The 23,665-nt window shown below is 73.2% G+C and carries 29 protein-coding genes and 1 pseudogene; 16 read left to right on the forward strand and 14 right to left on the reverse strand.

Features of this window, described 5'->3' with window-relative positions; translation table 11 throughout:
* The first annotated feature begins 123 nt into the window (after window positions 1-123).
* From ACZ4TR_RS47030 to ACZ4TR_RS47050, 5 genes are all read left to right on the forward strand, one after another.
* Window positions 124-648, forward strand: a complete 525-nt coding sequence (locus tag ACZ4TR_RS47030) for an STAS domain-containing protein (RefSeq protein ID WP_465295417.1) — start codon at window positions 124-126, stop codon at window positions 646-648.
* A 57-nt stretch (window positions 649-705) separates the two neighbouring features.
* Window positions 706-1,125, forward strand: a complete 420-nt coding sequence (locus tag ACZ4TR_RS47035; RefSeq protein ID WP_465295419.1) for a DUF6292 family protein — start codon at window positions 706-708, stop codon at window positions 1,123-1,125.
* Between the two features lie 32 nt (window positions 1,126-1,157).
* On the forward strand, window positions 1,158-2,147 hold the full coding sequence (gene ligD / locus ACZ4TR_RS47040; protein ID WP_465295421.1) for a non-homologous end-joining DNA ligase: 990 nt from the start codon (window positions 1,158-1,160) through the stop codon (window positions 2,145-2,147).
* Window positions 2,144-2,608 (forward strand): GNAT family N-acetyltransferase, encoded by a 465-nt coding sequence (locus tag ACZ4TR_RS47045; protein WP_465295423.1) that lies wholly within the window; start codon window positions 2,144-2,146, stop codon window positions 2,606-2,608. Before ligD ends, ACZ4TR_RS47045 begins: the two co-directional genes overlap by 4 nt.
* 95 nt (window positions 2,609-2,703) lie before the next feature.
* On the forward strand, window positions 2,704-3,045 hold the full coding sequence (locus ACZ4TR_RS47050; RefSeq protein WP_364516113.1) for a DoxX family protein: 342 nt from the start codon (window positions 2,704-2,706) through the stop codon (window positions 3,043-3,045).
* Here the strand turns inward: ACZ4TR_RS47050 and ACZ4TR_RS47055 are convergent.
* Window positions 3,003-3,857 (reverse strand): alpha/beta fold hydrolase, encoded by an 855-nt coding sequence (locus tag ACZ4TR_RS47055; RefSeq protein ID WP_465295425.1) that lies wholly within the window; start codon window positions 3,855-3,857, stop codon window positions 3,003-3,005. The two genes, ACZ4TR_RS47050 and ACZ4TR_RS47055, sit on opposite strands and share 43 nt — an antisense overlap.
* A gap of 78 nt (window positions 3,858-3,935) precedes the next feature.
* Here ACZ4TR_RS47055 and ACZ4TR_RS47060 point away from each other — a divergent pair, with 78 nt between their 5' ends.
* The gene (locus tag ACZ4TR_RS47060; RefSeq protein ID WP_364516117.1) at window positions 3,936-4,247 is read left to right on the forward strand and encodes a hypothetical protein; all 312 of its coding nucleotides are present in this window, start codon (window positions 3,936-3,938) and stop codon (window positions 4,245-4,247) included.
* A 3-nt stretch (window positions 4,248-4,250) separates the two neighbouring features.
* On the opposite strand, the gene ACZ4TR_RS47065 is transcribed toward ACZ4TR_RS47060, so the two are convergent.
* Window positions 4,251-5,273, reverse strand: a complete 1,023-nt coding sequence (locus ACZ4TR_RS47065; RefSeq protein ID WP_465295427.1) for an alpha/beta hydrolase — start codon at window positions 5,271-5,273, stop codon at window positions 4,251-4,253.
* Window positions 5,274-5,408: 135 nt separating this feature from the next.
* Here ACZ4TR_RS47065 and ACZ4TR_RS47070 point away from each other — a divergent pair, with 135 nt between their 5' ends.
* The 3 genes from ACZ4TR_RS47070 to ACZ4TR_RS47080 are packed head-to-tail and all read left to right on the forward strand — an operon-like array spanning window position 5,409 to window position 7,067.
* The gene (locus ACZ4TR_RS47070) at window positions 5,409-6,083 is read left to right on the forward strand and encodes a hypothetical protein (protein WP_465295429.1); all 675 of its coding nucleotides are present in this window, start codon (window positions 5,409-5,411) and stop codon (window positions 6,081-6,083) included.
* A complete protein-coding gene (locus tag ACZ4TR_RS47075) occupies window positions 6,083-6,628 on the forward strand; it encodes a DUF6529 family protein (protein WP_465295431.1) in 546 nt (181 codons plus the stop codon). Before ACZ4TR_RS47070 ends, ACZ4TR_RS47075 begins: the two co-directional genes overlap by 1 nt.
* A 13-nt stretch (window positions 6,629-6,641) precedes the next feature.
* Window positions 6,642-7,067, forward strand: a complete 426-nt coding sequence (locus ACZ4TR_RS47080; RefSeq protein ID WP_465295433.1) for a Rieske (2Fe-2S) protein — start codon at window positions 6,642-6,644, stop codon at window positions 7,065-7,067.
* Window positions 7,068-7,541: 474 nt separating this feature from the next.
* Here the strand turns inward: ACZ4TR_RS47080 and ACZ4TR_RS47085 are convergent, their stop codons facing one another.
* On the reverse strand, window positions 7,542-8,651 hold the full coding sequence (locus ACZ4TR_RS47085) for a hypothetical protein (protein WP_465295435.1): 1,110 nt from the start codon (window positions 8,649-8,651) through the stop codon (window positions 7,542-7,544).
* A gap of 351 nt (window positions 8,652-9,002) precedes the next feature.
* Here ACZ4TR_RS47085 and ACZ4TR_RS47090 point away from each other — a divergent pair, with 351 nt between their 5' ends.
* Window positions 9,003-9,917, forward strand: coding sequence for a DUF3800 domain-containing protein (locus ACZ4TR_RS47090; RefSeq protein ID WP_465295437.1), 915 nt, complete (start codon window positions 9,003-9,005; stop codon window positions 9,915-9,917).
* Here ACZ4TR_RS47090 and ACZ4TR_RS47095 read toward each other — a convergent pair.
* Complete coding sequence (locus tag ACZ4TR_RS47095) at window positions 9,907-11,367, reverse strand: serine/threonine-protein kinase (protein ID WP_465295439.1); 1,461 nt, start codon at window positions 11,365-11,367, stop codon at window positions 9,907-9,909. The genes ACZ4TR_RS47090 and ACZ4TR_RS47095 overlap by 11 nt on opposite strands.
* A gap of 125 nt (window positions 11,368-11,492) precedes the next feature.
* Here ACZ4TR_RS47095 and ACZ4TR_RS47100 point away from each other — a divergent pair, with 125 nt between their 5' ends.
* Window positions 11,493-12,398: an NAD-dependent protein deacetylase gene (locus tag ACZ4TR_RS47100; RefSeq protein WP_465295441.1), complete on the forward strand. Its 906-nt coding sequence runs from the start codon at window positions 11,493-11,495 to the stop codon at window positions 12,396-12,398.
* Here ACZ4TR_RS47100 and ACZ4TR_RS47105 read toward each other — a convergent pair.
* From ACZ4TR_RS47105 to ACZ4TR_RS47115, 3 genes are all read right to left on the reverse strand, one after another.
* Window positions 12,370-12,936 (reverse strand): TIGR03086 family metal-binding protein, encoded by a 567-nt coding sequence (locus tag ACZ4TR_RS47105; RefSeq protein ID WP_465295443.1) that lies wholly within the window; start codon window positions 12,934-12,936, stop codon window positions 12,370-12,372. The genes ACZ4TR_RS47100 and ACZ4TR_RS47105 overlap by 29 nt on opposite strands.
* 159 nt (window positions 12,937-13,095) lie before the next feature.
* Window positions 13,096-13,551: a group II truncated hemoglobin gene (locus tag ACZ4TR_RS47110; protein ID WP_465295445.1), complete on the reverse strand. Its 456-nt coding sequence runs from the start codon at window positions 13,549-13,551 to the stop codon at window positions 13,096-13,098.
* A 40-nt stretch (window positions 13,552-13,591) separates the two neighbouring features.
* Window positions 13,592-14,524 carry an NAD(P)/FAD-dependent oxidoreductase gene (locus ACZ4TR_RS47115; RefSeq protein WP_465295447.1) on the reverse strand — a complete coding sequence of 311 codons (933 nt, stop codon included), beginning with the start codon at window positions 14,522-14,524 and terminating at the stop codon, window positions 13,592-13,594.
* Window positions 14,525-14,601: 77 nt separating this feature from the next.
* Here ACZ4TR_RS47115 and ACZ4TR_RS47120 point away from each other — a divergent pair, with 77 nt between their 5' ends.
* Window positions 14,602-15,186 (forward strand): helix-turn-helix domain-containing protein, encoded by a 585-nt coding sequence (locus ACZ4TR_RS47120; RefSeq protein WP_364523037.1) that lies wholly within the window; start codon window positions 14,602-14,604, stop codon window positions 15,184-15,186.
* Here ACZ4TR_RS47120 and ACZ4TR_RS47125 read toward each other — a convergent pair.
* Entirely contained in the window at window positions 15,131-15,757 is a 627-nt protein-coding gene (locus ACZ4TR_RS47125; RefSeq protein ID WP_465295449.1) for a hypothetical protein, read from the reverse strand. The two genes, ACZ4TR_RS47120 and ACZ4TR_RS47125, sit on opposite strands and share 56 nt — an antisense overlap.
* A 33-nt stretch (window positions 15,758-15,790) precedes the next feature.
* Window positions 15,791-16,291, reverse strand: coding sequence for a GNAT family N-acetyltransferase (locus ACZ4TR_RS47130; protein ID WP_465295451.1), 501 nt, complete (start codon window positions 16,289-16,291; stop codon window positions 15,791-15,793).
* Window positions 16,292-16,309: 18 nt separating this feature from the next.
* On the opposite strand from ACZ4TR_RS47130, the gene ACZ4TR_RS47135 reads away from it, so the two are divergent.
* Window positions 16,310-16,885, forward strand: a complete 576-nt coding sequence (locus ACZ4TR_RS47135; protein WP_465295453.1) for a helix-turn-helix domain-containing protein — start codon at window positions 16,310-16,312, stop codon at window positions 16,883-16,885.
* Here ACZ4TR_RS47135 and ACZ4TR_RS47140 read toward each other — a convergent pair.
* Both ACZ4TR_RS47140 and ACZ4TR_RS47145 read right to left on the reverse strand, forming a co-directional pair.
* Window positions 16,879-17,157, reverse strand: coding sequence for a hypothetical protein (locus ACZ4TR_RS47140; protein ID WP_465295455.1), 279 nt, complete (start codon window positions 17,155-17,157; stop codon window positions 16,879-16,881). The genes ACZ4TR_RS47135 and ACZ4TR_RS47140 overlap by 7 nt on opposite strands.
* 530 nt (window positions 17,158-17,687) lie before the next feature.
* Entirely contained in the window at window positions 17,688-17,903 is a 216-nt protein-coding gene (locus tag ACZ4TR_RS47145) for a hypothetical protein (RefSeq protein WP_465295457.1), read from the reverse strand.
* A 129-nt stretch (window positions 17,904-18,032) separates the two neighbouring features.
* Between ACZ4TR_RS47145 and ACZ4TR_RS47150 the strand changes: the two genes are divergently transcribed.
* Window positions 18,033-18,932 carry an acetaldehyde dehydrogenase (acetylating) gene (locus ACZ4TR_RS47150; protein ID WP_465295459.1) on the forward strand — a complete coding sequence of 300 codons (900 nt, stop codon included), beginning with the start codon at window positions 18,033-18,035 and terminating at the stop codon, window positions 18,930-18,932.
* Window positions 18,929-19,984 (forward strand): 4-hydroxy-2-oxovalerate aldolase, encoded by a 1,056-nt coding sequence (dmpG, locus tag ACZ4TR_RS47155; RefSeq protein ID WP_465295461.1) that lies wholly within the window; start codon window positions 18,929-18,931, stop codon window positions 19,982-19,984. Before ACZ4TR_RS47150 ends, dmpG begins: the two co-directional genes overlap by 4 nt.
* Here the strand turns inward: dmpG and pip are convergent.
* Window positions 19,981-20,907 (reverse strand): prolyl aminopeptidase, encoded by a 927-nt coding sequence (gene pip, locus ACZ4TR_RS47160; protein ID WP_465295463.1) that lies wholly within the window; start codon window positions 20,905-20,907, stop codon window positions 19,981-19,983. The genes dmpG and pip overlap by 4 nt on opposite strands.
* Before the next feature lie 118 nt (window positions 20,908-21,025).
* Between pip and ACZ4TR_RS47165 the strand changes: the two genes are divergently transcribed.
* On the forward strand, window positions 21,026-22,048 hold the full coding sequence (locus ACZ4TR_RS47165) for a hypothetical protein (protein WP_465295465.1): 1,023 nt from the start codon (window positions 21,026-21,028) through the stop codon (window positions 22,046-22,048).
* A 42-nt stretch (window positions 22,049-22,090) separates the two neighbouring features.
* Here ACZ4TR_RS47165 and ACZ4TR_RS47170 read toward each other — a convergent pair whose 3' ends face one another.
* Window positions 22,091-22,915: an FAD-dependent monooxygenase gene (locus ACZ4TR_RS47170; protein ID WP_465295467.1), complete on the reverse strand. Its 825-nt coding sequence runs from the start codon at window positions 22,913-22,915 to the stop codon at window positions 22,091-22,093.
* Between the two features lie 152 nt (window positions 22,916-23,067).
* Window positions 23,068-23,601 (reverse strand): annotated as a pseudogene (locus ACZ4TR_RS47175) (FAD-dependent oxidoreductase); the annotation flags it as partial.
* Between the last annotated feature and the right edge of the window lie 64 nt (window positions 23,602-23,665).

The following is a 23,665-nucleotide window of genomic DNA, read 5'->3' on the forward strand; positions in this document are numbered from 1 at the left end:
GGAATTCGTTATTCCGCGGCTGAATCGTGCCGGTTTCCGAGGTGCTGTACGCCACTGTGGACGCAGTGTCGCGACGGCGGGCGCGACCAGGCGATTTCGATCGTCCACTGTGGACCGCTGCACGTGCAGACGGCCGTGTCGGTGCGCGGCGCCGATGATCGGGACGATTGCGTTGTGCGCCAAGCTGGACGAACTCGGTACGGTCTACCCGTAAACCGCCGTCTTGAGCCGCCGGAGCCGGTCATGAAGATCCAAAAACCGCCGCGGCTTTCGCGAGCCTTCGGCCGTTCTTCGCCGGGCGCGTTGTGCGAGCCGTTCTCGGTCACGACGTCGTTCCCCGGCGATCGGAGCACGCTTGTCACGGTGGTGGGCGACATTGATCTCGCGACTGTCGCCATTCTTGTCGAATGCGCGGAAACCGCGCTGAAAATCGGCGGCCCGCTCGTCGTCGACCTCGGCGGGGTGACTTTCTGCTCCGGCGTCGGCCTCCGGGCGCTGCGGCGGGTGCAGGGGCGCGCCGACGAACTGGCCGTCCCGCTGGCGTGGGTGGTCGGCACGCCGGCGATGTGGCGGCTGCTGCGGGGGACCGGCGTCGCCGGCTTCTCCTGCTACCGGGATCGGGCCGACGCGCTGGCGGCGGTCGGCTGATCCGCTTCGACCGGCCGGGCAGGGTGCGCGGCCGGGTTCCGCGAAGAAGGGAAACGGGTGTCCGGCCTGATCGACACCGATCTCGAGTTCTGGTTCCAGCGCGGCCTGCGCGCGTACCTCGGCGAGGTGGCGGGGGCGCTCGGCTTCGGCCTCGAGTCCTGCACCGTGGACGTGGACGTCCCGGTGTCGGCCTACGTCGCGGTGGACTGGCGGCTGCGCCGGTTCCCCGACCGCGACGTGGCGCTGCTGTGGGACGAGGTGCACGGCTGGGCCGTCGCCGTCGAGGCGGCGTGCGGGGAGGAGATGATCGTGCTGGCCTACCTCGGCGGCGCCGACATCCTGCCGCCGTCGCGCGTGATCGTGCGGTTCCTGGCCGCGTTGCGGGCCGGGGATCCGGAGCCGGACGGGCCGGGTTCGCCCGTGCTGCGCCGCGCCGGGAGCCACCAGGAGCTCCTGCCGTTGCTGCCGGCGGGGTGACGCGGCCCCGGCCGATCCTCCACACTGGAGCGATGGGGACGGTGCCGGACGCGGTGGCGCCGATGCTGGCCGTCGACGGGTCCCTCCCGGACGACGACCAGCACGGCTACGAATGGAAGTGGGACGGCTTCCGGGGCTGCGCCCGGGTCGCGGCCACCGGCGAGGCCCGGATCACCAGCCGCAGCGGCAGCGACCACACCCATCGCTACCCCGAGCTGCAGGAGATCTTCGCGCCCGCGCTCGGCGGTCACGCGGCGGTGCTCGACGGCGAGGTCGTCGCGCTGAACGCGGCCGGCCGCCCGGAGTTCGAGCTGATGCAGCGCCGCGCGATGCACGAGCCGACGGCGAAGCTGCGGGCCGAGGTCCCGGTCGTCTACTTCGCCTTCGACCTGCTGCGGATCGGTTCGGAGTCGCTGCTGGACCGGCCCTACGAGCAGCGGCGCGCACTGCTCGCGGAGCTGGTCCGGCCCGCCGACGACCGGCTCGTCGTCCCGCCCTGGTACACCCGCGCCGACATCACACCGGACCAGTTGCTGGCGACGGCCGCCCAGCACGGCATCGAGGGCGTCGTCGCGAAGCGGCTGGACGCGCCGTACCTGGCCGGCGCTCGTTCGCCGTTGTGGACCAAGCGCGCGCTGACCCAGACGCGCGAAGTGGTCGTCGGCGGCTGGCGGACCGGCGCGGGCCGCCGAGCGGGCACGCTCGGCGCACTGCTGCTCGGCGCGTACGACGACGGCGCGCTGGTGTACATCGGCGACGTCGGCACCGGGTTCACCGACGACGCACTCGACCGCCTCCGCGAAATCCTCGCCCCGCTGGCGCGCCCGGCGTCCCCGTTCGCCACCGACGTGCCGCGCGACCGCGCCCGCGGCGCGCACTGGGTCGAGCCGGACCTGGTCGGCGAGGTCGTCCACCGCCGGGTCACGCCGGACCTGCGGCTGCGCCACACGTCGTGGCGCGGCCTGCGGCCGGACCGGACGCCCGGCGAGGTACGAGTGCCGAAACCGACGGGAGCGCTGTGAACCCGGCCGCGCGCTTGGTCGAGATCACCGGCGCGAACCGGGAAGCGGTGTGCGCCTTGCGCGTGCGCCCGGGTCAGGAGCGGTTCGTCGCGTCGGTGGCGAAGTCGCTGGAGGACGCCGCGACGACGCCCGAGGGCGAACCCTGGTACCGGGCCGTCTACGCGGGCGACGAGCCGGTCGGCTTCGTGATGCTCAGCTGGGACGTCCCGCCCGGGCGCCCCGGCATCCTCGGGCCGTACTTCCTGTGGCGGCTGCTCGTCGACGGGCGGCACCAGGGCCGCGGGATCGGCCGCGCGGTGCTGAGCGAGGTCGTCTCGCTGCTGCGGGCCGACGGCGCGACCGAGCTGCTCACGAGCCACCGGCCCGGTGCCGACGGCCCGGGCGCCTTCTACCGGAAGTTCGGGTTCACCCCGACCGGGGAGATCGACCACGGCGAGATCGTGCTTCGGCTCGGATTGTGATCGCCGTCACGGCCGGTCACATCGGTCCGGTGGGCGGAGTCGTGGGGGTGACGGACCCGGATCCCCGGGGCCCGCGAACTCCCGGAGGAGCTCCGATGTCCACCGCACACCTGATCGTCACCCTCTTCGCCGCCGCGTTTGTCGGCTTCTCCGCCGTCTCGGTCTTCGCCCGGGCGAAGTGGGTCGTCGAGCCGATCACCTCCTACGGCGTGCCGGAGGCGTGGTGGCCGTGGCTGGGCGCGGCCAAAGCGGCCGGCGCGGTGGGCCTGGTCGTGGGGTTGTTCGTGCCGCCGATCGGCGTCGCGGCGGCGATCGGGCTGGTGCTGTACTTCCTCGGCGCGGTCGTCACCGTGGCCCGCGCCCGGTCGTACGGGCACCTGGCGTTCCCGGTGCTCTACCTGGCGCCGGTGGTCGCTTCGCTGGCGCTGCTGTCCTGATCGGCGAGCCAGGTGAGGGCGCCGGCCGCGTGTTCCAGCACGGAGAGGTGGCCGTCGCCGGGGGTGAGCCGGAGCTCGGCGCCCGGGATCCGCGCGGCGAGCCACTCGCTGTGCGTGGCGGGGACCATCCGGTCGTCCGCGCCGTGCACGAGCAGCGTCGGGGCGGTGATGGCCGCCGGGTCGCAGCCCCACGGCGTGACGTAGGCGAGGTCGTCGTCGATCAGGCCGGCGGCGCCGAGGGCCGGCTGGACGACCTCGTCGAGCCAGGACCACGACCCGGTGAGGGTGGCGAAGTCGGCCTTGGTGAAGACGTCCGGGTCGAACTCGGCGGCGGCCTCGTACTTTTCCTTGGCGGCCCGCCCTTCGGCGGCGGCCCGCAGCGAAGCGGCACTGGCGGCGGCCATGCCGTCGAACCAGCCCTCGGCCCCGAAGGGCGCGACGGCGGCGAGACTCGCGACGGCCCGGACGCGGCCGGGCAGCAGCGCCGCGGCGGCGAGGGCGTGCGAACTGCCACCGGAGTGCCCCATGACGGCGAAGTCCCCGATCCCGAGCGCGTCGGCGACGGCGGCCACGCACGCGGCGGTGTCCCCGACGGTCCGGTCCGGCAGGTGCGTGGAGCGGCCGTAGCCGGGCCGGTCGTAGGAAACCCAGCGGACGCCGAGGCTTTCGGCAAGCGGCAGCAGCGGCCCGGGCGGCGCGCCGAGGTTGGGGGTTCCGTGGTGCCAGAAGACGGTGAGCCGCGCGGAGCCGCCGGTGTCGTAGACGTGCAGGGTACGTCCGTCCGGCAGGGCGAGGTCCGTTTCGAACACCATGCGCCGAGCCTAGCCGCTGTAACGAAAACCCGGTCCCGATCGTCGGAGAACCACGACACCACCGCGAGGGGAGCCGGCATGAGCAACGGGAACTACGCGATCTTGGGCGAGGACCGGTATCCGTTCCACGTCTGGTACGACGAAGACAACCGGGCGATCCACCTGACGTGCACCGACCCCCGGCTGACCGACGAGAGCGGGCAGAAGCCGGGCTTCTTCCGCGAGTTCAACGCCAATCCGCGCTCGGCGGACTACGACCCGGCCAACTTCAACCGGTTCGCCCGGTACCTCCGCCAGGAGGGCAAGGCCGCGCCGGATGAGGTACCGGTCCATCCGCGGCAGCTCGCTCAGCGGCCGCGGGTGATCGAGGCGCTCGCCGCGGACGGCTGAGCGTCAGCGGGCCAGGCGTTCGGCCAGCCAGGCCAGGGACAACGGGTACCGGTAGTCGATCGCGGCGTGGCCGGCCTCGAACAGCTCGAAGTGGATCCGGTCCTCCGGCAGCCCCGCCTTGACCACCTCCGCCCGGAACGCCTCCGCGCCGACGTCGAGGAAGTACTCGTCGCTCGTGCCCGCGTCGATCCACACCGCTCGCCACGAGCTCACCGCCTCGGCGCGGTCCGGGACCATGCGGACCGGGTCCCAGTCCAGCCAGCGCAGCCACACCTCCGGGCGCACCACGCCCGTCGCCGGGTCGAACGGCAGCTCCGGCGTTCCGTCCGGGCGCGGCGAGAAGCACGCCGAGACGCCGAGCAGCTGCAGCAGCGTCGCGTCCTCCGGCCGGGTGAACGCCGGGCGCGCGCGGAAGTCCGTCCACCACGCCTGGATGTCGTGGCCGTACCCGCGCAGGGCGCGGACCGCCTTGCCGAAGTCCGGGACGTAGCACAGCTCGTACAGCGAGTCGCCCGCGTGCGTCGCCAGGGCGCCGAACACGTCGGGGCGCAGCATCGGCGTGATCATCGCGCCGAACCCGCCCGACGACTTGCCCGCGATCGCGCGGGACTCGCGGTCCGGGATCGTCCGGTAGTGCGCGTCCACCCACGGCACGATCTCGTCGCACAGGTACGAGTGGTAGCGGCCCGTCCCCGGCGAGTCGACGAACTGCGAGCCGCCGTACGCGGTCCACGCGTCGACGTACACCACGACACAGCCCGGTGCGCCGTCGGCGAACACCGCGTCGGCCGTCTCAACGAACGGCTGCCGGAACGGCGTCCGGTTGGCCCACATCGACAGGTGCCCGGTGTAGCCCTGGATCACGTAGACCACCGGGTACCGCCCACCGCCGTCGTCGTAGCCCGGTGGGACGTACACCCACAGCGGCCGCTCGTGCGGGTCGCCGAGCGGGTTGTCCCGCAGCAGCGCGGATTCGACGGTGTGCCGGTCGAGCCGGCCGGCGAGGTCGCCGTCCCAGGGCAGCATGCCGCCAGTCAACCACGGTTCAACCGGTTGCACGGGCTAAGCGATACCTCTTTTCCGCGGGTAGCGTTGAGCCGTTCCGCCCCGACCTCCGTGTTATGGGCACGGTGGTGGGTCAGGGGAATGCGGGGAAGAACCATGAAGAGTCCGGGGCCGTTGTTCACTCTGCTCGCGGGTGTCGTGCTCGCCGGCGGGATCGGGATCGTCAACCTGGCGACCGGGACCGGCGTCGCGCCGGTCGCCGGCGCCGCCAACGCGGCGAGCGTCGCGAGTTCGTCACCGCCGACGACTTCGGCGGCACCCAAAGCCGAGGCGCCGAAGGCGGACGCGCCCGCCCGGGCGGACTACGCGGGGCGCGTCACCGGCGGCGGCGCGTCCGTGGCGGTTTCGGTGCGTGACGGCCACGCGATCGCGTACCTCTGCGACGGCAAGAAGGTCGAAGCCTGGCTGCAGGGCGTGACGGTCGGCGGGAAGCTGGACCTCAAGGGCGCCAAGAACGCCAGTCTCACGGGCAGCTTCGACGCCGCTTCGGTCACCGGGACCGTGACGGCGGCCGGGAAGACGTGGCAGTTCACCGCGCCCACCGCGAAGAAGCCCGCGGGGCTCTACCGCGCGGCGCCGAAGGTGAAGGGCAAGACCGCCAAGGTCGGCTGGATCGTGCAGCCCGACGGCAGCCAGGTCGGCATCCTCACCACGGACGAGGAGTCGGCCGCCGCTCCCGCGCTCGACCCGGCCGCCGCCACGGCGACCGTCGACGGTGCGCCCGTGACCGCCGAGCCGGTCAGCGGCCTGGCCGGGCAGGGGGACTTCTGATGACCACGGCGGGCAACCGCGCCGGGGCCGCGCTCCTCGTGCCGCTCGGCGCCGGCGCCGTCGTCGCGGTGGTGCTCGGCGTCTACGGCAATCTGCACACGCCGACCGGCGTCGCGGTGAACGTCGCCGGGTTCTCCAGCCCGATGTCGGTGAAGGCGTGGCTCGCGACGGTCGTCGTCGTGCTGGCGATCGTCCAGCTCCTCTCGGCGCTGGCGATGTACGGCAAGCTCGGCCGCACCGCGCCCGCGTGGGTCGCGCCGGTGCACCGCTGGTCGGGGCGGCTGGCGTTCCTCGTGTCGATCCCGGTGGCGCTGCACTGCCTCTACGCGCTCGGGTTCCAGTCGTTCGACACCCGCGTGCTCCTGCACTCCCTGCTGGGCTGCTTCTTCTACGGCGCGTTCGTCGCGAAAATGCTGCTGCTGCGCAAGGACGGCGCACCCGGCTGGTCGCTCCCGCTCTTCGGCGGTCTCGTGTTCACCGCACTCGTCGGGCTCTGGCTGAGCGCGTCGCTGTGGTTCTTCACCCAATCGGGCTTGACCTTCTAGGCGGGGGACGATCGTGCGCGGAGAAGACAGGGACGCGGCCGTCACCCGCCGGATCGCGCTCGCGGCGGCGGGCGCCGGCCTGGTGGCAGGCTGCAGCACCTACGGCGGCAACGCGGGGACGTCGTCCGCCGCGGCGCCACCCCCGGCCGCCGGGACGGAGCTGGGCGCGACCGGCGACGTCCCGGTCGGCGGCGGCAAGGTGTTCGCGGACAAGCAGGTGGTGGTGACCCAGCCGGCGGCGGGGACGTTCGCGGCGTTCTCGGCGATCTGCACGCACCAGGGCTGCGCGGTCGACGCCGTCGACGGCGGCACCATCAACTGCCCGTGCCACGGCAGCAAGTTCAAGATCGCCGACGGCTCGGTCGCGAACGGCCCGGCATCGCAGGCGCTGGAGAAGAAGAACGTCACGGTCGCGAACGGGAAGATCACACTGGCCTAGCGTCGCGGGCAGTGCGCCCCAATGTGGCCTTCGGTGCGTCCAACGCACCCAAGGTGGCCTTCGGTGCGTTGGACGCAACCAAGGCCGCCTTGGGGCGCACTACCTTTCGCGGTCGACGAAGCTCAGACGCCCGACACCAGGTGCAGGCCTTCGCGACGGTCCGCCCGTCGATCGTCCACAGAGGACTTGACGCGTCGGGTGGTCCGGGCGGGACCTCGCCGTCCGCGCAGGCGAACCGGTTGCCCGGAACCGAGCCGTCCGCGACGGCGGCGCACTGCAGGCCACCCTCCAGCGTGAGCAGGAACGGATCGGCCGTCCCACCGGGCTGTGGCGGGGCCGGCAGGGCGCCGGTGTGGGTCAGCAGCACGGCCTTCGTCGCGGAGGCCGGGCAGACGACTCGCGTCGCCGTCGTGGCGAAGCACGGGTCGTACGTGGTCGCGCCGCTCGTGCAGCGATAGGCGTCGTGGCGGCCGGTCACCGCCGACACCGAACCGCAGGTGCCGGTCGCCCGGCTCGTGGCGATCGTGACTTCGAAGGCGGGGTTCGCCGGCGCGGGCCCGGCCCCGGGGGTGAGGAGCCGGCGCACGACGTCGCCGCCGTCCGGCCGGCAGGGGAGGAGCGCCGTCCACACGGCGGCCGCCGCTTCGGCGAACGGCCGGTCCGCGGGATAGTGCGCGGCGCCGGCGTCCGCGGCGCAGCCCAGCACGCCGGAAGCCGGCTCGGGAGCGCCGGCATGCCGAACAGCGCGGCCAGGCGGTGCGCGGCCAGGGCCAGCGCCGTGCCGAGCCCGGGGCCGGGTTCGGCTTGGCCCTTGACCGTCGACGGCAGCCGGCCGAACGGGACGTCGTAGGTGACGCCGGAGCCGGGCCAGATCAGGTCCCGCCGGCGTGGGTGGCCGAACAGCTGCACGGCGGACGTGGTCGCCGCGGCGGTCCGGGCGGTGGGTTCGGGCCAGCCGGGCGGCGTCGCGAGCCGGTAGGGGACGCGCGCGGCCGACGTCAGGGTGACGCCGGCGCGGCCGTCGCCGGCGGTGACGCAGGTGGTCAGCGGCGTCGCGGGACCGGGCACGCCGAGGCCGACGGTGACGCCGCCGGAGCTCGCGGCGCGCCCGGCGCAGTCCGGCCGCGGCGCCGGCTCCGGCACGACGTCGCGGCCGAGTGCCGCGAAGTCGAAGAGCCCGCCCCAGAAGGGGCCCGCCCGGTTCAGGCCGGCGACGATGCTCCGCGTCGCGGCGTCGTAGGCGGCCGGGACGAGCCGGGTCCCGGTGACGACGACGGGCGCGAACCCGGCCGGCGGCGCGGCGGGGACGGCGATCCGCACCCGCGGCGCCCGGCCGCCGTCGAAGCTCAGGTCGGCCCCACCGCCGATCCGCCGGGTGAAGGCGGCCGTGACCCCGGGTTCCGGCGCGGGCCGGACGGAAACGCGAGTGCCGGCGGGAGCGTCGACCTCGATCCCGCCGACGGCGACCGTCCCACCCGGCCCGGCCGTGAACCCCTGCTGCACCAGGACTCCGGCGCCACCGAGCAGCAGGACGAGCACGGCAGCCGTCAGCGCGAGCCGGGCGGGCCGGTCGGTCGTGGCCATCGGAGCCTCCAGAGCGCCTACTCCCTCCTGGTCACCGGACCGGTCGTGGCCGTCAGCCGTCGTGGCCCCACCGTGACGGCGGGTTCAGGGTGGCGCGGCGGCCGAGCTGTCAGCGAGCAGCGCGACCGCGCCGAAGGCGTTCGCGAACCCCGCCATGGCGGGTCATCCAGCGGGGCGCGAGGGATCGCGACGTTCACCTGAGCCAGGCTCCGGCCCGGCTTCGGTTCCTCCGGGACCACGGGCCGTCACCGCAGGCGTTCTCGCTGCTCCGCCAGTTCACCGTGGACGGACGCCGGCGGCCACCCGGGTAACCGGTCGCCGCCCCCGGGCCCGTCTGGCACCATCGGACCGGTGAGCCCGGTCGAGATCGCCTGCGACGAGTCGGGCTCCGAGGGCGAAAACCTCGTCGGCGGCGAGACCGACGTCTTCGCCCACGCCGGGGTCCGGCTGACGCCCGAGGACGCGCGCGGCTGCGTCCAGGAGATCCGCGCCCGGATCGGCTCGCCCGCCGAGGAGTACAAGGCCAACCACCTCCTGCGCGGCAAGCACCGGGCCGTCCTCGAGTGGCTGCTCGACCCCGCCGGTCCGCTCGCCGGCCGCGGGCACGTGCACCTGACCGACAAGACGTTCTTCGCCGTCCGCGCCGCGGTCACGCTGCTGGCCGAGCACGGCACCGACGCCATGGCGCGCACCCTCCACCGCGCCGGCCCCGCCGCCTTCGGGCCCGGCCGCTGGGCCTACTTCCTCGCCGCGTTCACCAGCGTCCTGCGCCTGAAGCCCCGCCGCGGCGTGACGACGTCGCCGGCGGAGTTCTTCGCCCTGGCCGCCGAACTCGCGGGCGAAGGGGAAGCCGGCGAGATCATGGCCCAGCTCGCCGAAGGCGCCGAACGCGTGGCCGCCTACCGGGCCCGGCTGGCGAGCGACCCGGGACTGGTGCCGGTGCTGGACCCGCTGGTGCCCGCGGTGATCCACACGGTCCGGCACTTCAGCACCGGCGGCACCCCGGTCGCCCTGGTCCACGACGAACAGCTCGCCCTCACCGGCGAGCGCGTGCTGCAGCTCAAGGTCATCCTCGGGCACCGGCTGGCCGGCGTCCGGTTCGTCGATTCGCGGTCCGACGCCCGCGTGCAGGTCGCCGACTTCCTCGCCGGTGTCGCCCGCCGGATCGCTTCCGACGCGCTGAACGGGCGCGGCGACACCTGGCTCACCGGCCTACTGGCGTCCTTTGTGGACAAGGACTCCGTCTGGAACGGGCTCAGCAGCTGACGACCTGCGCGGGCGAGGTCGTGTTGTCCAGCCGCTTGACGTACGCGTTCCCGCCGCGCCGCGCGCACGCGGACTCCTTGGCGGCGAACGGCCCGTCGTAAACCGCGTACACGTCGGCGCCGTTCACCTGCTGCCGCAGAGAGCCGCAGCCGGTGCTCGGCGTGTGCAGGTACCGCGCGCCCGGGTGGGCGGTGAGCAATCCCTGGACGTCGGCGCGGTAGCGGGCCGGCGTGATGGCCGAGCCGAGCACGACGACGTACGAGCCGTCGCACGCCGGCGTCCTCATCGCGGTCGCCAACCCGAGGTCGGCGCCGCTCGCGACGGTCGTCCGGACGCTCACCTGCGTGGTCGTGACCGGCGGGGCGCTCACCGGCGGTGCGGCGGCGGACGAGGAAGCCGGCGGCGTCGAGGTCGGGACCGAGGACGAGGACGAGGACGAGGTCGCGGTCGGCTGGGCCTGCGAAGACGGTTTCAAGATCGTGAACCACCCGACGACGCCGATCAGCGCGAGCAGCGCCACGCCGGCGACCAGCCACGGCGCCTTCGAAGGCCGGCGACGCACCTCGATGGCGGCCGGGGCCATCCGGGTGGCCTGCCGGGTCGGGGGAGCGGCGGCGGGGACCGGGCTGGTGCCGCCGAGCGCGGCCCGGGCGGCGTCCGTCAGTTCGGTGACGTTGCCGAAACGCTCTCCGGGGTTCTTGGCCATGCCCCGCGCGATCACGGCGTCGAACGCCGCGGGCAACCCGGGCCGCAGCGCGCTCGGGCGCGGGGGCGGCTGGTGCAGGTGCGCGCCGATCAGCGACGCGGCGGTGGACGCGGCGAACGGCTTGCTGCCGGTCAGGCACTGGTGCAGCACGCAGGCCAGCGAATAGACGTCGACGCGGTGGTCCACCGGCGCGTCGGTGAAGCGCTCGGGTGCCATGTAGTCGAGCGTCCCGACGGCGCCGCCGGTCGCGGTGAGCTCGGTGCTGGGCCCGGCCGCGCGGGCGATGCCGAAGTCCACCAAGTAGGCGAACCCGGTGGCGCCGACCAGCACGTTCGATGGCTTGACGTCCCGGTGCACCAGCCCCTCGGCGTGCGCGGCGGCCAGGGCCTGGGCGACCTGGCCGGCGACGTCGACCGCTTCGGCCGCGGCCAGCGCGCCACCGGCGGCCAGCCGGGTGCCGAGGTCGTCGCCGTCGACCAGGCGCATGTCGAGGTAGAGCCGCCCGTCGATCTCGCCGTAGGCGTGGATCGGAATCACGTGCGGCTCGCGCAGCCGGGCCACCGCGTGGGCCTCCCGCCGGAACCGCTCCTGGAACTCGTGGTCGGCCGCGAAGTCCGGCGACAGCAGCTTCAGCGCCACGACGCGGTCGTGGCGCGTGTCGTAGGCGCGGTGGACCTCGCCCATGCCCCCGCGGGCGATGAGCGACTCGACACGGTACGGCCCGAACTGCCAGCTCACGCTCATCCCTTCGCAGACACCGGGAAGTCTGCCGCAAAGCCGGGGCGTGTTACAGCGATTTCGCCGAGGACGCCCTCCCGGACCGGGCCCGAGCCGAGCGCGCCGTCGCGGCACGTGCGTACCCTGAGCTGGTGCGGACCCGCCCCACCCTGACCTGGACGTCCCCGGACGCGCCGCTGCCCCGGACGGCGAGCCTCGACGAGGTCGCCGGCGTCGTCGCCCGCGGGCGCGTCGCCGTGCTCAGCGGGGCCGGGCTCTCGACCGAGTCCGGGATCCCCGACTACCGCGGCGAAAGCGGCAGCCTGCGCCGCCACACCCCGATGACCTACGACGAGTTCGTCACCAGCGCCGAGGGCCGGCGGCGGTACTGGGCGCGCAGCCACCTCGGGTGGCGCACCATCGCCCGCGCCGATCCCAACGACGGCCACCGCGCGGTCGCCGCCCTGCGCGACGGCGGGTACTTCGGCGGCGTCATCACGCAGAACGTCGACGGCCTGCACCAGGCGGCCGGCACCGCGGACGCCGTCGAGCTGCACGGCAGCCTGGACCGCGTGATCTGCCTGGACTGCCGCCGCACCAGCCCGCGCGCCGAGCTGGACCGGCGGCTGCGGGCCGCCAACCCGGACTTCGGCGGCGCGGCCACCCGGATCAACCCGGACGGCGACGTCGAGCTGCCCGAGGACGTCGTGCGCCGGTTCACCCCCGTGCCCTGTGCGGAGTGCGCCGGCGTGCTCAAGCCGGACGTCGTGTTCTTCGGCGAGAACGTGCCTCGCCCCCGCGTCGAGCAGTGCTACCGGCTGGTCGACGAGGCCGCCGCGCTGCTGGTGCTGGGGTCCTCCCTGACCGTGATGTCGGGCCTGCGCTTCGTCCGCCACGCGGCGGCCGCGGGCAAGCCGGTGGTGATCGTCAACCACGGCGAGACCCGCGGCGACCGCTACGCCTCGGTGCGGGCCGACCTGCCGCTGGGGCGGGCGCTGACCGAGCTGGCCGGGCGGCTGGGCTGCGGCCTCAGCGAGGATCGCGGCCGAAGCGCGTGAGCAGCCTGTCCTGCCGCGACGCGCCCGGGGCGCTCGGCGGCGGGTCGGCGAAGACCCGCGGGTTCAGCTCCAGCCCCGCGAAGATGTCGTCGTGGTTTTCGTCGATCCACGCGACGAGACCGGGATCGAGGGTGTCTTCGGCGCCGAGAGCGCGGGCGAGGTCCCACGTGTGCACGGTGCTGTCGGTGGTGCGGACGGCCAGCGCGCGCCGGCCGGTCAGCTTGCCGAGCGGGTAGTCGACGACTTGGTCCAGCGCGCCTGCCTCGGCGAAGGCCGCCGCGCAGGCCCGGACCGAGTCGGTGAACGCGGTCACCGGGTCGTCCCCGAGCGCGTCGGCGTCGCGGGCGGCGAGGAACTCCTCGCGCGTGGCACCGCGCAGCAGCCCGACGTAGTTGAGGTTGCCGCGGGTCATGTGGTTCACCAGCGCCCGCACGTCCCAGGCGGTGCACGGGGTCGGGGCGTCCCAGCCGTCCGGCGGCACCTCGCGCAGGTGGTGCTCGAAGCCTTTGCTCGCGAGCAGGAAACGGTCGATCAGCATGGGTCCACTCTGGCCCGGCCCGCGGTGTGGCGCAGGCGGGTTTCGGACGCCGTGAACGAGCCGGCCCGGGGCAGGTTGGGGGAAACGAGCCCGGGCCGGCTCTGCGACGGACCTCCACAGCCGGTCGTTGCCCACAAGACGCGGCGGCCGCGCCGGGCGTTACACCGGCTGCGACCCGTGCCACGACCAGCGCGGCATCGCCAGCCCCGCGGGCACCTCGCCGGCCGGCCCCGGGTAGGTGAGTACCTCGGCCACCGCCCACTCCATGTAGGAGCGCAGGGCCGCGCGGAACTCCGGATCGGCGGGCAGGCCGGCGTCGTCCGCGGCTCGTACGAAGCACTCGACGAACCGGCGGCCGAGGTCGCTCATGTCGCCGTTGCCCGCGTGCATGCGCAGCATCGCCGAGTGGTCGCCGCACTCTTCGGAGAACCGCGGCGGCCCGCCCATGACCTCGGCCCAGTAGCGGGCCAGCCGGTCGACGTGCTGGGGGTGCTGCCCCGGGTGCGAGAACGGGTGGTTCAGCTCGGGGTCGGCCAGGCAGCGCTCGTGGTGGGCGGCGGCCAGCGCGCGGAACGCGGGGTCGCCGCCGGCGAATTCGTACAGCGTCGGACGCACCCGCCGAGCCTGGCACGGGCGGGCGCCGAACACCAGGACGTCAGCGCGCCTTCGCGGCGGCGCGTTCCGCTTCGGGGGTGAAGCCGCCGAACGCGTCGACCGCCCGCCGGACGTCCTCGGTCACGAGGTCGTGGTTCAGCGCGCCGCCGGCGGCCGCGCCCTGGGCCGCGGCGATGATCACCGTCGCTCGCGCGTCGACGACGTTCCCGGCCGCCCACACGCCCGGCACGTTCGTCTTGCCCATCGCGTCGGTCTCCTCGTAGCCGAGCCCGCGCATGAGCTCGTCGTGCGGGACGGTTCGCGTCCGGACGAACAGCGCGGTCCGCGGCACGAACCGCGCGCCGAGCTCGAGCCCGGTGAGGTGGCCGGCTTCGCGGCGCAGGGCCGTGACGGTCCCGTCGACGATCTCGATGCCCCGCGCGCCGAGCCGTTCGCGGTCCTCTTCGGACGGTGGCGCGGTGTGGGCGAAGTAGACGACGTCCGGTGACCACTGGCGCACGAGCAGCGCGTGCTCGACGCTCGAGGGTTCGGTGCCGAGGACGCCGAGCGGCTGGTCGCGGACCTCGTAGCCGTGGCAGTACGGGCAGGTCATCGCGTCGGTGCCCCAGCTCTCGCGCAGGCCGGGGATGGCCGGCAGGTCGTCGCGGACGCCGGTCGCGACCAGGACGCGCCGGGCGGTCAGCTCGCGGCCGCTCGCGAGGCGCGCGGTGAAGCCGGGATCGAGCGCGCTCACCTGGTCTTCGACGATCTCGACGCCGTAGCCGGCGAGCTCCTCGCGGCCGATCTTGAGCAGTTCGGAGGGCGGCAGGCCGTCCCGGGAGAGGAATCCGTGCATGTGCTCGGCGGGGGCGTTGCGCGGCGAGCCGCCGTCGACGACCACGACGCGCCGCCGCGCGCGGCCCAGCATCAGGGCGGCGCTCAGGCCCGCGGCGCCGCCTCCCACCACCAGGACGTCATAGCTGTTTTCGGTCATGCCGCCACCATGAGCCCCGCTTCGCGATTCCGACAACAAATGTTGCCGTTTTCGGGACAAGGGCGTTTCCTGGAGGCATGACGGACGCCATCACCCACGCCCTGGCCGAAGTCGGCCCCCGGCTCAAACGGGTCCGCACCCAGCGGCGCGTCACGCTGGCCGACCTTTCGACGGCGACGGGCATCTCGAAGAGCACGCTGTCGCGGCTGGAGTCCGGCCAGCGCAAGCCGAGCCTCGAGCTGCTGCTGCCGATCGCCCAGGCCCACCAGGTCCCGCTGGACGAGCTGGTCGGCGCGCCCGAGGTGGGCGACCCCCGGGTCCGGCTGACGCCCCGCCGCCTCCCGCGCGCCAACGGAGCGTCGATGACGGTCCTGCCCCTGACCCGCCAGCCGGGCGCGCCCCAGGCGTTCAAGATGATCCTCGAGCCGGAGACGGGCGAGCCGGATCCCCAGGTCCACGAGGGGTACGAGTGGTTGTACGTCCTGTCGGGCCGCCTCCGGCTGGTCCTGGCCGACCGCGACATGACCCTGGGCCCGGGCGAGGCGGCGGAGTTCGACACGAGGTTGCCGCATTGGTTCGGCGCGGTGGGGCGGCCGGCGGAGATCCTCAGCTTGTTCGGGAAACAGGGGGAGCGGCTGCACCTGCGGGCGAAGTCCCGGTAGCGCCCGGCCCGCGGGCGTCCGTGAAGATCCGGTGCAGGCGCGCCGTGGCCAGCGCGTCCACCACCCAGCCCAGGCCGAACGCGGTGATCACGTACCAGCCCGGTGACCGGGTGACCCACAGGAAGATCCCGGCGGCCAGCGCCCCGGCGAGCGCCAGCGCGGCGACTCCGACGAAGGCGAGCCGGGTCGGGTGGAGGGCGTTCCAGCCGGTCGCCGTGAACCTTCGCCCGGGAGCCGTTTCCCGGTCGAGTTCCCGCTCTCGCCAGGCTTCCCACTGCAGGTTCCCGGCCAACCGGTCGCTCAAGGAGTCCCGGACGTACCGGTGGATCAGCTTGAGGTGGAAGGCGTGCAGGACATAGCGGTTGCCCAGCATGTACGACGTGAGCGGAACCACCAGGAGCAGCGCCGAGTTCGTGGCCGACGCGATCGCCAGGCTGATGATCGCGCCGGCCGAAGCGACCTGCAGGGCGAAGACGTTCCACTGGATCGTCGCGCGGCGCTCGGTCTCGCTGCGGAGCGCCGCGTATTCGGCGAGGAGGATCGCGGTGAGGTCGTCCGGGCGGTCGTCCACCGGCTCATCTTCGCGCGTCGCGGACAGGCGGGGCTACCTCCAACCGAGTTCGCGCTGCATCAGCACCGTGTCGAGCCACCGGCCGTGCTTGAACCCGACGCGCCGCAGCACGCCGGCTTCGGTGAACCCGGCGGCGCTGTGCAGCTTCCGGGACGCGGGACTGCCGGAGTCGACGACGACCGCGATCGCCTGCCGGGCGCCCGCCTCGGTGCACCGCTCGAGCAGCTCGTCCAGCAGCCGCCGCCCGTACCCCTGGCCGGCGGCTTCGGGTGCGAGGTAGATGGTCGTCTCCACCGTGTGCCGGTAGGCCGGTTTCGGCCGCCACGGCGCGGCGAGCGCGTAACCCAGGACTTTCGCTCCGGCCAGGACGAGGATCGGCAGGTCGCTCTCGCGGACCTTCGCGCGCCACTGGTCCGGGGTCGGCGGGGTCGTCTCGAAGGTGACGACCGAGCCGGTGACGTACGGCGCGAAGACGGCCGCGATGCCTTCGGCGTCGGCCTCCGTGGCGACCCTGACTTCCGCTATAGTGGACACGATCACTATCATAGAGGAATGATCGATCCGGCGAACCTGGGCCGCCGCCTGCACGCTCTGCGGACCGACCGCGGCCTGGCGTTGAGCGCGCTGGCCCGGGAAGCCGGCGTGAGCGTCAGCATGCTGTCGGCCATCGAGCGCGGCGAGAAGACCCCGACGGTGGTGGTGCTGTCCCGCATCGCCGACGGCCTGGGGTTGTCGTTGTCCCGGCTGCTGGCCGGCCTGGAGACCGACCCGGTGGTCGTGCGCCGCGCGGCGGAGCAGGATCACGTCGCCGAGCCGGGCGGCTGGCACCGCACGGTGCTGACGCCGGTCGTGCCGGGGGTCAACTTCGAGTGGATCCGCACGACTCTGCCGCCGCGGTGCGACGCCGGCGAGTTCCCCGCGTACGCCCCGGGTTCGCACGAGTTCGTCGCGGTGGAGTCGGGCACGCTGTCGCTGGGGGTCGGCTCGGCCGAGTACGTGCTGCAGGCGGGGGATTCGGTCTACTTCCCCGCCGACGCACCGCATTCGTACGCGAACCGGGGTGACGAGCCGTGCGAGTACCACGTCGCCGCCCTCGTGATGCGGTCGCGCGCCGGCCGGGTTCAGTAGGCAACGTCGCCAAGTGCCTTGCCGAGGGCCGGGCCGGCGCGCTCGTCCTCGTCGAGCGCCCGCCACAGCAGCGCCGCCGCGTGGGTGCGGACGCCGCAGCTCGCCGGATTCCGCCACAGGTCCTCGAGGACGGGCGAACCGACGCCGCACACCGAGGCGACCACCGAGACGATCTGCGACGCCGCCGCCGAATCCGGGGCTCCCGAGCGGACGGCGCCGAAGTGGTCGGCGATGGCGCGGACGGCCGCGTCCGCGAGGTCGCGGTGGTCCATGGCGTCCCCTCCCGGTCACGCCGGTGTTCGTGCCCAGAGTCGACGGTGGCACCGCGGGTGTTACGGCACTCGGGGAAACCGAGTGACACCAGCGCGTTCCGCGTAGCACCGGGTGAAGCGCTTCGCTGCAGTGGCCGCCGACACCGTCCACGACGGACTTCCCGGCCACGGCGGCCCCGCACCGCCCCACACCACCCGGCGACGCCCGCGCCGAGCATCCGCGGACCAAGCCAGAGCGCATTGCGATCCGGCGACAACGTCCCAGCCACGGTAACCATCGCCGCGTCGGCCGCGACTGAACCATGGTCCGGTTGCTCGTCGAAGGCGTGCCGATGAAAGAAGCCGGTCCGCAAGACGCCGACCCGGAAGCCTCCGCAGTTCGGCTACCAGTGCCGGAACGGGGACGAAGCGAAGTACGACGTCTGTGCCGGCCACAAAGCCTGGGTCGACGGGCAGCGTGAATTCACCGACTGCCTCGACAACGGTGGGACCTGGGACGCCGAAACCGATAGCTGCAAACGCCCCTGACCTCAGCGCCCACGAAGCCGAGGGCGCGTCAGGCCGACCGTCGCCAAGACGATCAGCGCCACCGCCGCCACGCCCGCGACCACCGGCAGTACCGGGGCCTGCGCGTCGGTCCTCGCCAGCGTGAGGATGCTCGACAGCAACAGCACCGCCCCCACGCCCAGGTTCAGCCAGCACAGCGGAGCCGTGCTCGGGATGACATGCCAACGCCGCTCGGCCATCGGACCTCCTCCGTCGGGATCTCTCCCCGGATCTGCCCCGAACGGGTGGCGATCAAACCGGCCGCCGACGTTCCGCTGGACGGTACGCGGGACTGTGCCGCCGCCCGCCGCGGTGCGACCGTCGTGGACATGGCTCCCGTGATGGCGGCGATCGTCGGCCCCGGCAACATCGGCACCGATCTGCTGGCGAAGCTGCGACGCAGTGAAGTTCTCGAAATCGGTTACGTGGTCGGCGTGGTCGAGTCCGACGGGCTCGAGCGCGCCCGAGCGCAAGGGATCGCGGCGTCCGCCGAGGGCGTCGACTGGCTGCTGCGGCAGGATCCCTTGCCGGAGCTCGTGTTCGAGGCGACGTCGGCCAAGGCGCACGCGGCCAACGCACCCCGGTACGAGGCGGCCGGCATCCAGGCGATCGACCTGACCCCGGCGCACCTCGGCCCGATGGTGTGCCCGCCGGTGAACCTCGGCGCGCACCTCGACGCGCCGAACGTCTCGATGATCACCTGCGGCGGCCAGGCCACCATTCCCATGGTGCACGCGGTTTCCCGCGTGACGCCGGTGCCGTACGCGGAGATCGTCGCGTCCGTGGCCTCGCGCGGCGCGGGCCCGGGGACGCGCGCCAACATCGACGAGTTCACGCGCACGACGTCGCAGGCCGTCGCCGAGATCGGCGGCGCCGGGCGCGGCAAGGCGATCATCATCCTCAACCCGGTCGAGCCGCCGATGATCATGCGGGACACCGTCTTCTGCGCGATCGGGCTCGACGCCGACCGCGACGCGATCACCGAGTCGATCCACGAGATGGCCGACGAGGTCCGCAAGTACGTCCCCGGCTACACGCTGCGCGCCGACCCGCAGTTCGACGACGCGCGCGAGGAGTGGGACGGCAACGCGCGGGTCGGGATCTTCCTCGAGGTCCGCGGCAACGGCGACTACCTGCCGGAGTACGCGGGGAACCTCGACATCATGACGGCCGCGGCCGCCCGCGTGGGCGAGCTGATGGCCCGCGCCAAGCAGGAGGTGCCCGCATGAGTGAGCTTGCGAACGAATCAGTGGACACCGGCCGGCCGGAGCTGCGCCACGACGTCCGGATCGTCGACACGACGTTGCGCGACGGCAGCCACGCGATGGCCCACCGCTTCACCGAGCAGCAGGTGCGCGACACCGTGCGCGCGCTCGACCGCGCCGGTGTCGAGGTGATCGAGGTGACCCACGGCGACGGCCTCGGCGGGTCGTCGTTCACCTACGGCTTCTCCGCCGTCGACGAGCTGGAGCTGATCGCCGCGGCGCGCGAAGAGGCGACGCAGGCGAAGATCGCCGTGCTGCTCGTGCCGGGCATCGGCACCGCGGAGGACCTGCGGCGCGCGTTCGACGCGGGTGCGGAGATGGTCCGGGTGGCGACGCACTGCACCGAGGCCGACGTCTCGCCGCAGCACTTCGGGCTGGCGCGCGAGCTCGGGATGGAGACCGCCGGGTTCCTCATGATGGCGCACCGGACGCCGCCGGAGGACCTCGCGAAGCAGGCGCGGATCATGGTCGACGCGGGCTGCCAGGCGGCGTACGTGACGGACTCGGCCGGCGCGCTGTTGATGCACGAAGCCCGCGAACGGTTCGAAGCGCTGGTCGCGGAAGTCGGCGACACGGCGTGGGTCGGCTACCACGGCCACCAGAACCTCTCGCTCGGCGTCGCGAACTCCGTGCTGGCGTACGAAGCCGGCGTCCGCTACATCGACGGGTCGCTCTGCGCGCTCGGCGCGGGCGCGGGCAACTCGCCGACGGAGGTCCTCGCGGCGGTGTTCGACCGGCTGGGCATCGACACCGGCCTCGACGTCGGCGCCCTGCTCGACGGGGCGGAGGAGGTCGTCCGCCCGTACCTGAACCGCTGGCCGAAGATGGACCGCAACGCGATCGTGCAGGGCTGGGCCGGGGTGTATTCGAGCTTCCTGCTGCACGCCGAACGCGCGGCGGAGCGCTACGGCGTCCCGGCGCAGGCGATCCTGCGCCGGTGCGGAGAGCTGGCGCTGGTGGGTGGCCAGGAGGACATGATCATCGACGTCGCGGTGACGCTGGCGGCGGAAGGCTAGTCCGCGAACCGGTCCAGCGCCGCGAGCTTCCAGCCTCGCTTGACGTCGCTGGCCCGGTGCCCGGACCGGTCGTCGACCAGCAGTTGGGCGCCCGGCCACGCCTCGGCCAGCTCATACGCGGTCGTCACCGGGCAGCTGAGGTCGAGCCGGCCGTGGATCAGCACGCCCGGGATGCCGGCGAGCCGTCCGGCGTCCCGGATCACGGCGCCTTCGTCCAGCCAGCCGGCGTGCGTGTAGCAGTGCGTGGTGAGCCGGACGAACGCGAGCGTGGCGGCGTCGACCGGTTCGTCGCGGACCGGGGGAGCGCCGGGCTCGAGGGACAGCACGACGTCCTCCCACCGGCGCCACGCGGCCGCCGCCCGGTCCCGGACCTCCGGGTCGGGATCGTCCATGAGCCGTGCGTACGCCGCGACGTCGTCCTCGGCTCCCAGGGTGAAGCGGGCCCATTCCTCGGGGAAGAAGCGGCGCAGGCCGCGGTAGAGCCAGTCGATCTCCGAGCGGCGCGTCGTGCTGATCGCGCTGACCACGATCTGCGAGACCCGTTCGGGGAAGCGCTGCGCGTACACGAGCGCGAGCGTCGTGCCCCACGAGCCGCCGGTCACCAGCCAGCGCTCGATGCCGAGGTGCTCGCGCAGCCGTTCGAGGTCGGCGACGAGGTGCTCGGTCGTGTTGTCGCGCAACGACGTCGTCGCGTGCGGCACGCTCCGGCCGCAGCCGCGCTGGTCGAGGAGCACGATCCGGTAGCGGGCGGGGTCGAACATCCGCCGCATGCCCGGCGCGCTTCCCTGGCCGGGCCCGCCGTGCAGCATCACCGCGGGCTTGCCCCCGGGGTTGCCCGAAGTCTCCCAGTGGACGCGGTGCCCGTCGCCGACGTCGAGCAGTCCGTGGTCGTAGGGCTCGATCGGCGGGTACAGCTCGGGCATCGGGTGGCCACCTTCGGTCAATGTCCGGAACAGACCGGTCCGGCCGCGCCGGGAGCGCGTCAGAATTCGGTCGCGCCGGTGATCTTTCCGGACCGGACCCACTTCCGAGGGGATTTCGATGAAACGCAGGATCTTCGCCGCGGCCGTGGCCTGCGCGGTCACGGTGGCGGGGCTGCTCGGCACCGCCGGAGCGGCCCAGGCGGCGACGTCGGTGACGTTCGCCCCGCGCACGGTGACCTCGCCGCACGACCACCAGTACGTCGCGGCGCTCGGCTCGGTGCAGCTGTCGATGACGGCGACCCAGACGGCGTACGTCTACTCGACGCTGCGGGCGAACAACGCGTCCAACACGACGCTGATCGACAACGAGGTCCGCTGCGCGAGCACGAGCGGCTGGACCAAGAACGAGGTGCTCGGGCAGAACGTCCTGATCGCGAGTGCCACCAGCGCCCCGGCTTCGCTGCGGGACGTCGGCGTCACGACGCGGTTCCTGGTCCACCCGGGCGCGGCGGGCACCGTCACGTGCACGACGTACCTGCGCAGCGCGAACCTCGGGCTGGGCAAGTCGACCGTCAGCCTGGTCAGCGGCGAGCTGAAGTTCGCGGACACCAGCGTCGCGAACACGACCGCCGGCACGCCGCCGCAGGCCGACGACGGCGACACGCCCACCGGTCGCGTCATCGGCCTGAGCTCCGCGGCTCCGACCGTCCGCGAGCCGGCGACCGAGGTCTTCGAGACGGCGCCGGTGACCGGGCTCAGCGTGTTCGGGGACATGCAGCTGATGGCGTGCTACCCCGAGCCGGCGAACTACGACTGCCCGGTGAACAGCATGACGGCGCGGGTGACGCTGTTCGTCAACCAGTGGAAGGCCGACGGCACGCTGTGCAAGTCGGACTCGTCGTCGAGCGTGACGGCGGTCGTCCGCCGCGACGTCCACCACCTGGTGGTCCCGCTGAACACCCACTTCGCGGCGGCGACGGGCAACGGCTGCGTGCCCAGGTTCAACTTCTACGTGAAGACGGACTGGGTGAGCGGATCGACGGGCGCGGTGCAGATGGCGGCGAGCGGCCTGCCGGACGCGACCGGCTCGACGGCCACGCACAACGACGCGATGAGCCACGCTTTCGCGGTCGCCTACTGAGGGTTCGGGGCGCGCCGGCCTCCCGGCGCGCCCCTTCCGGCGTCAGGCGGGTTCGCCGAACCACCGGTGCAGCGCGGCTTCGAGGCCGGTCGTCGCGCCGTCCTCGCGGGCCCAGGCGATGTGCCCGTCGGGCCGGATCAGCACGCCGGTCAGGGCCGGCTCGCTGTCGCACTTGGCGGTCAGCGTGGTGACGCGGCCGGCCCAGCCGGTCGCCGTCGCACGCAGCCCGGCGTTGTCGGCGAGGTCGAGCAGGAGTGCATTGCCGTCTTGAAGGTGCTCCCCGAGCCGCGTGCCGTCGGCGAACGCGAAGTCGGGCGCGCCGCGGCCGGTGAGGTCGTGCTCGCCCTCGATCGGGTACCGGTGCAGGACACCGGAGAGCTTCTTGGCCAGGTACGTCGCGCCGTCGTCGGTGAGCAGCAGATCGGTGACGACCTGGCGCAGCGCCTTCGTCCGGACGTCGCTGCGCATCAGCGCGACCTGTGCCCGCGTCCATTCGAGGACCCACTCGCCGATCGGGTGGCGTTCGGTGGTGTAGGTGTCGAGGAGGCCGTCGGGCGCCCAGCCCCGGATGGTCGCGGCGAGCTTCCAGCCGAGGTTGACGGCGTCGCCGATGCCGAGGTTGAGCCCCTGGCCGCCGAAGGGGGAGTGGACGTGCGCGGCGTCGCCGGCCAGCAGGACGCGGCCCTGGCGGTAGGTGGTGGCCTGCCGGGCGTTGTCGGTGAAGCGCGCCGCGCTGTGGACCTCGGTGATCTTGACGTCCGCGCCGGAGACGCGCCGGAAGCTGTCTTCGAGCTCCCGCGCGGTGACCGGGGCATCGCGGTCCTCGGGTGGGCCGTCGAATTCGACGGTGAGGATCCGGCCGGGCATCGGGCCGTGGACGTAGAGGCCGCCGTTGCCGTGCTGCAGCCGCCGGGGAGGGCGTCGGTGCCGGTGATTTCGGTGAGCGCCTGCCGCCCGGTGATGGCGGGATCGGTGCCGGGGAACTCGAACCCGGCGTGCTTGCGGACGAAGCTGCGGCCCCCGTCCGCTCCGACGAGCCACTTGGCGCTTACTTCGGTCTGGTCGTCGAGCCGCACGACCACGCCGTCGTCGTCGGCGTCGAACCCGGTCACCTCGACGCCCCGCCTGACTTCGACGCCCAGCTCAGCGGCGCGTTCGGCGAGGATGGCCTCGACGGCTTGCTGCTGGATGACGACGACTTTCGCCGCGGGCCCGACATCGCGGAAGGCCGGATCGCCGAAGTCGACGCCGTTCGAAGCGACCATGATCCCGGCGAAGTGCCCGACGGGCATCGCGGCCTTCGGCCCGCCCCTCGATTTCAGGAACTCTTGAATCTGCGCGAAGTTCTGCTGCACGACGGCGTCCACCGCGGGCAGCAGGCCACGGCGGTAGAAGGCCTCGGCGGTCGTCAGGTTGACCGACCCGGCCTTGATCGTCCGATCCGGCTCGGCGAGCCGTTCGACAACGAGCACGTTCACGTCCTTGAGCCGGAGTTCGCAGGCCAGCATCAACCCGACCGGTCCGCCCCCGGAGATCACCACATCCCAGTTCATGCCGCTGATGATGCCTCGAAACTTTTACCGAGTCAAACTTTGGGCTCGGTCTATACTCTCGGCT

This window comes from Amycolatopsis sp. NPDC028719 (assembly GCF_055565395.1).

What these genes read in the sequence shown, in the direction of transcription:
- ligD (WP_465295421.1), top strand. Translation starts at nt 1,158, where the DNA reads ATGGGGACGGTGCCGGACGCGGTGGCGCCGATGCTGGCCGTCGACGGG.
- ACZ4TR_RS47050 (WP_364516113.1), top strand. Translation starts at nt 2,704, where the DNA reads ATGTCCACCGCACACCTGATCGTCACCCTCTTCGCCGCCGCGTTTGTC.
- ACZ4TR_RS47055 (WP_465295425.1), bottom strand. Translation starts at nt 3,857, where the DNA reads ATGGTGTTCGAAACGGACCTCGCCCTGCCGGACGGACGTACCCTGCAC.
- ACZ4TR_RS47060 (WP_364516117.1), top strand. Translation starts at nt 3,936, where the DNA reads ATGAGCAACGGGAACTACGCGATCTTGGGCGAGGACCGGTATCCGTTC.
- ACZ4TR_RS47065 (WP_465295427.1), bottom strand. Translation starts at nt 5,273, where the DNA reads ATGCTGCCCTGGGACGGCGACCTCGCCGGCCGGCTCGACCGGCACACC.
- ACZ4TR_RS47070 (WP_465295429.1), top strand. Translation starts at nt 5,409, where the DNA reads ATGAAGAGTCCGGGGCCGTTGTTCACTCTGCTCGCGGGTGTCGTGCTC.
- ACZ4TR_RS47075 (WP_465295431.1), top strand. Translation starts at nt 6,083, where the DNA reads ATGACCACGGCGGGCAACCGCGCCGGGGCCGCGCTCCTCGTGCCGCTC.
- ACZ4TR_RS47085 (WP_465295435.1), bottom strand. Translation starts at nt 8,651, where the DNA reads ATGGCCACGACCGACCGGCCCGCCCGGCTCGCGCTGACGGCTGCCGTG.
- ACZ4TR_RS47095 (WP_465295439.1), bottom strand. Translation starts at nt 11,367, where the DNA reads ATGAGCGTGAGCTGGCAGTTCGGGCCGTACCGTGTCGAGTCGCTCATC.
- ACZ4TR_RS47105 (WP_465295443.1), bottom strand. Translation starts at nt 12,936, where the DNA reads ATGCTGATCGACCGTTTCCTGCTCGCGAGCAAAGGCTTCGAGCACCAC.
- ACZ4TR_RS47115 (WP_465295447.1), bottom strand. Translation starts at nt 14,524, where the DNA reads ATGACCGAAAACAGCTATGACGTCCTGGTGGTGGGAGGCGGCGCCGCG.
- ACZ4TR_RS47120 (WP_364523037.1), top strand. Translation starts at nt 14,602, where the DNA reads ATGACGGACGCCATCACCCACGCCCTGGCCGAAGTCGGCCCCCGGCTC.
- ACZ4TR_RS47135 (WP_465295453.1), top strand. Translation starts at nt 16,310, where the DNA reads ATGATCGATCCGGCGAACCTGGGCCGCCGCCTGCACGCTCTGCGGACC.
- ACZ4TR_RS47140 (WP_465295455.1), bottom strand. Translation starts at nt 17,157, where the DNA reads ATGGACCACCGCGACCTCGCGGACGCGGCCGTCCGCGCCATCGCCGAC.
- ACZ4TR_RS47145 (WP_465295457.1), bottom strand. Translation starts at nt 17,903, where the DNA reads ATGGCCGAGCGGCGTTGGCATGTCATCCCGAGCACGGCTCCGCTGTGC.
- ACZ4TR_RS47150 (WP_465295459.1), top strand. Translation starts at nt 18,033, where the DNA reads ATGGCTCCCGTGATGGCGGCGATCGTCGGCCCCGGCAACATCGGCACC.
- dmpG (WP_465295461.1), top strand. Translation starts at nt 18,929, where the DNA reads ATGAGTGAGCTTGCGAACGAATCAGTGGACACCGGCCGGCCGGAGCTG.
- pip (WP_465295463.1), bottom strand. Translation starts at nt 20,907, where the DNA reads ATGCCCGAGCTGTACCCGCCGATCGAGCCCTACGACCACGGACTGCTC.
- ACZ4TR_RS47165 (WP_465295465.1), top strand. Translation starts at nt 21,026, where the DNA reads ATGAAACGCAGGATCTTCGCCGCGGCCGTGGCCTGCGCGGTCACGGTG.
- ACZ4TR_RS47170 (WP_465295467.1), bottom strand. Translation starts at nt 22,915, where the DNA reads ATGCCCGGCCGGATCCTCACCGTCGAATTCGACGGCCCACCCGAGGAC.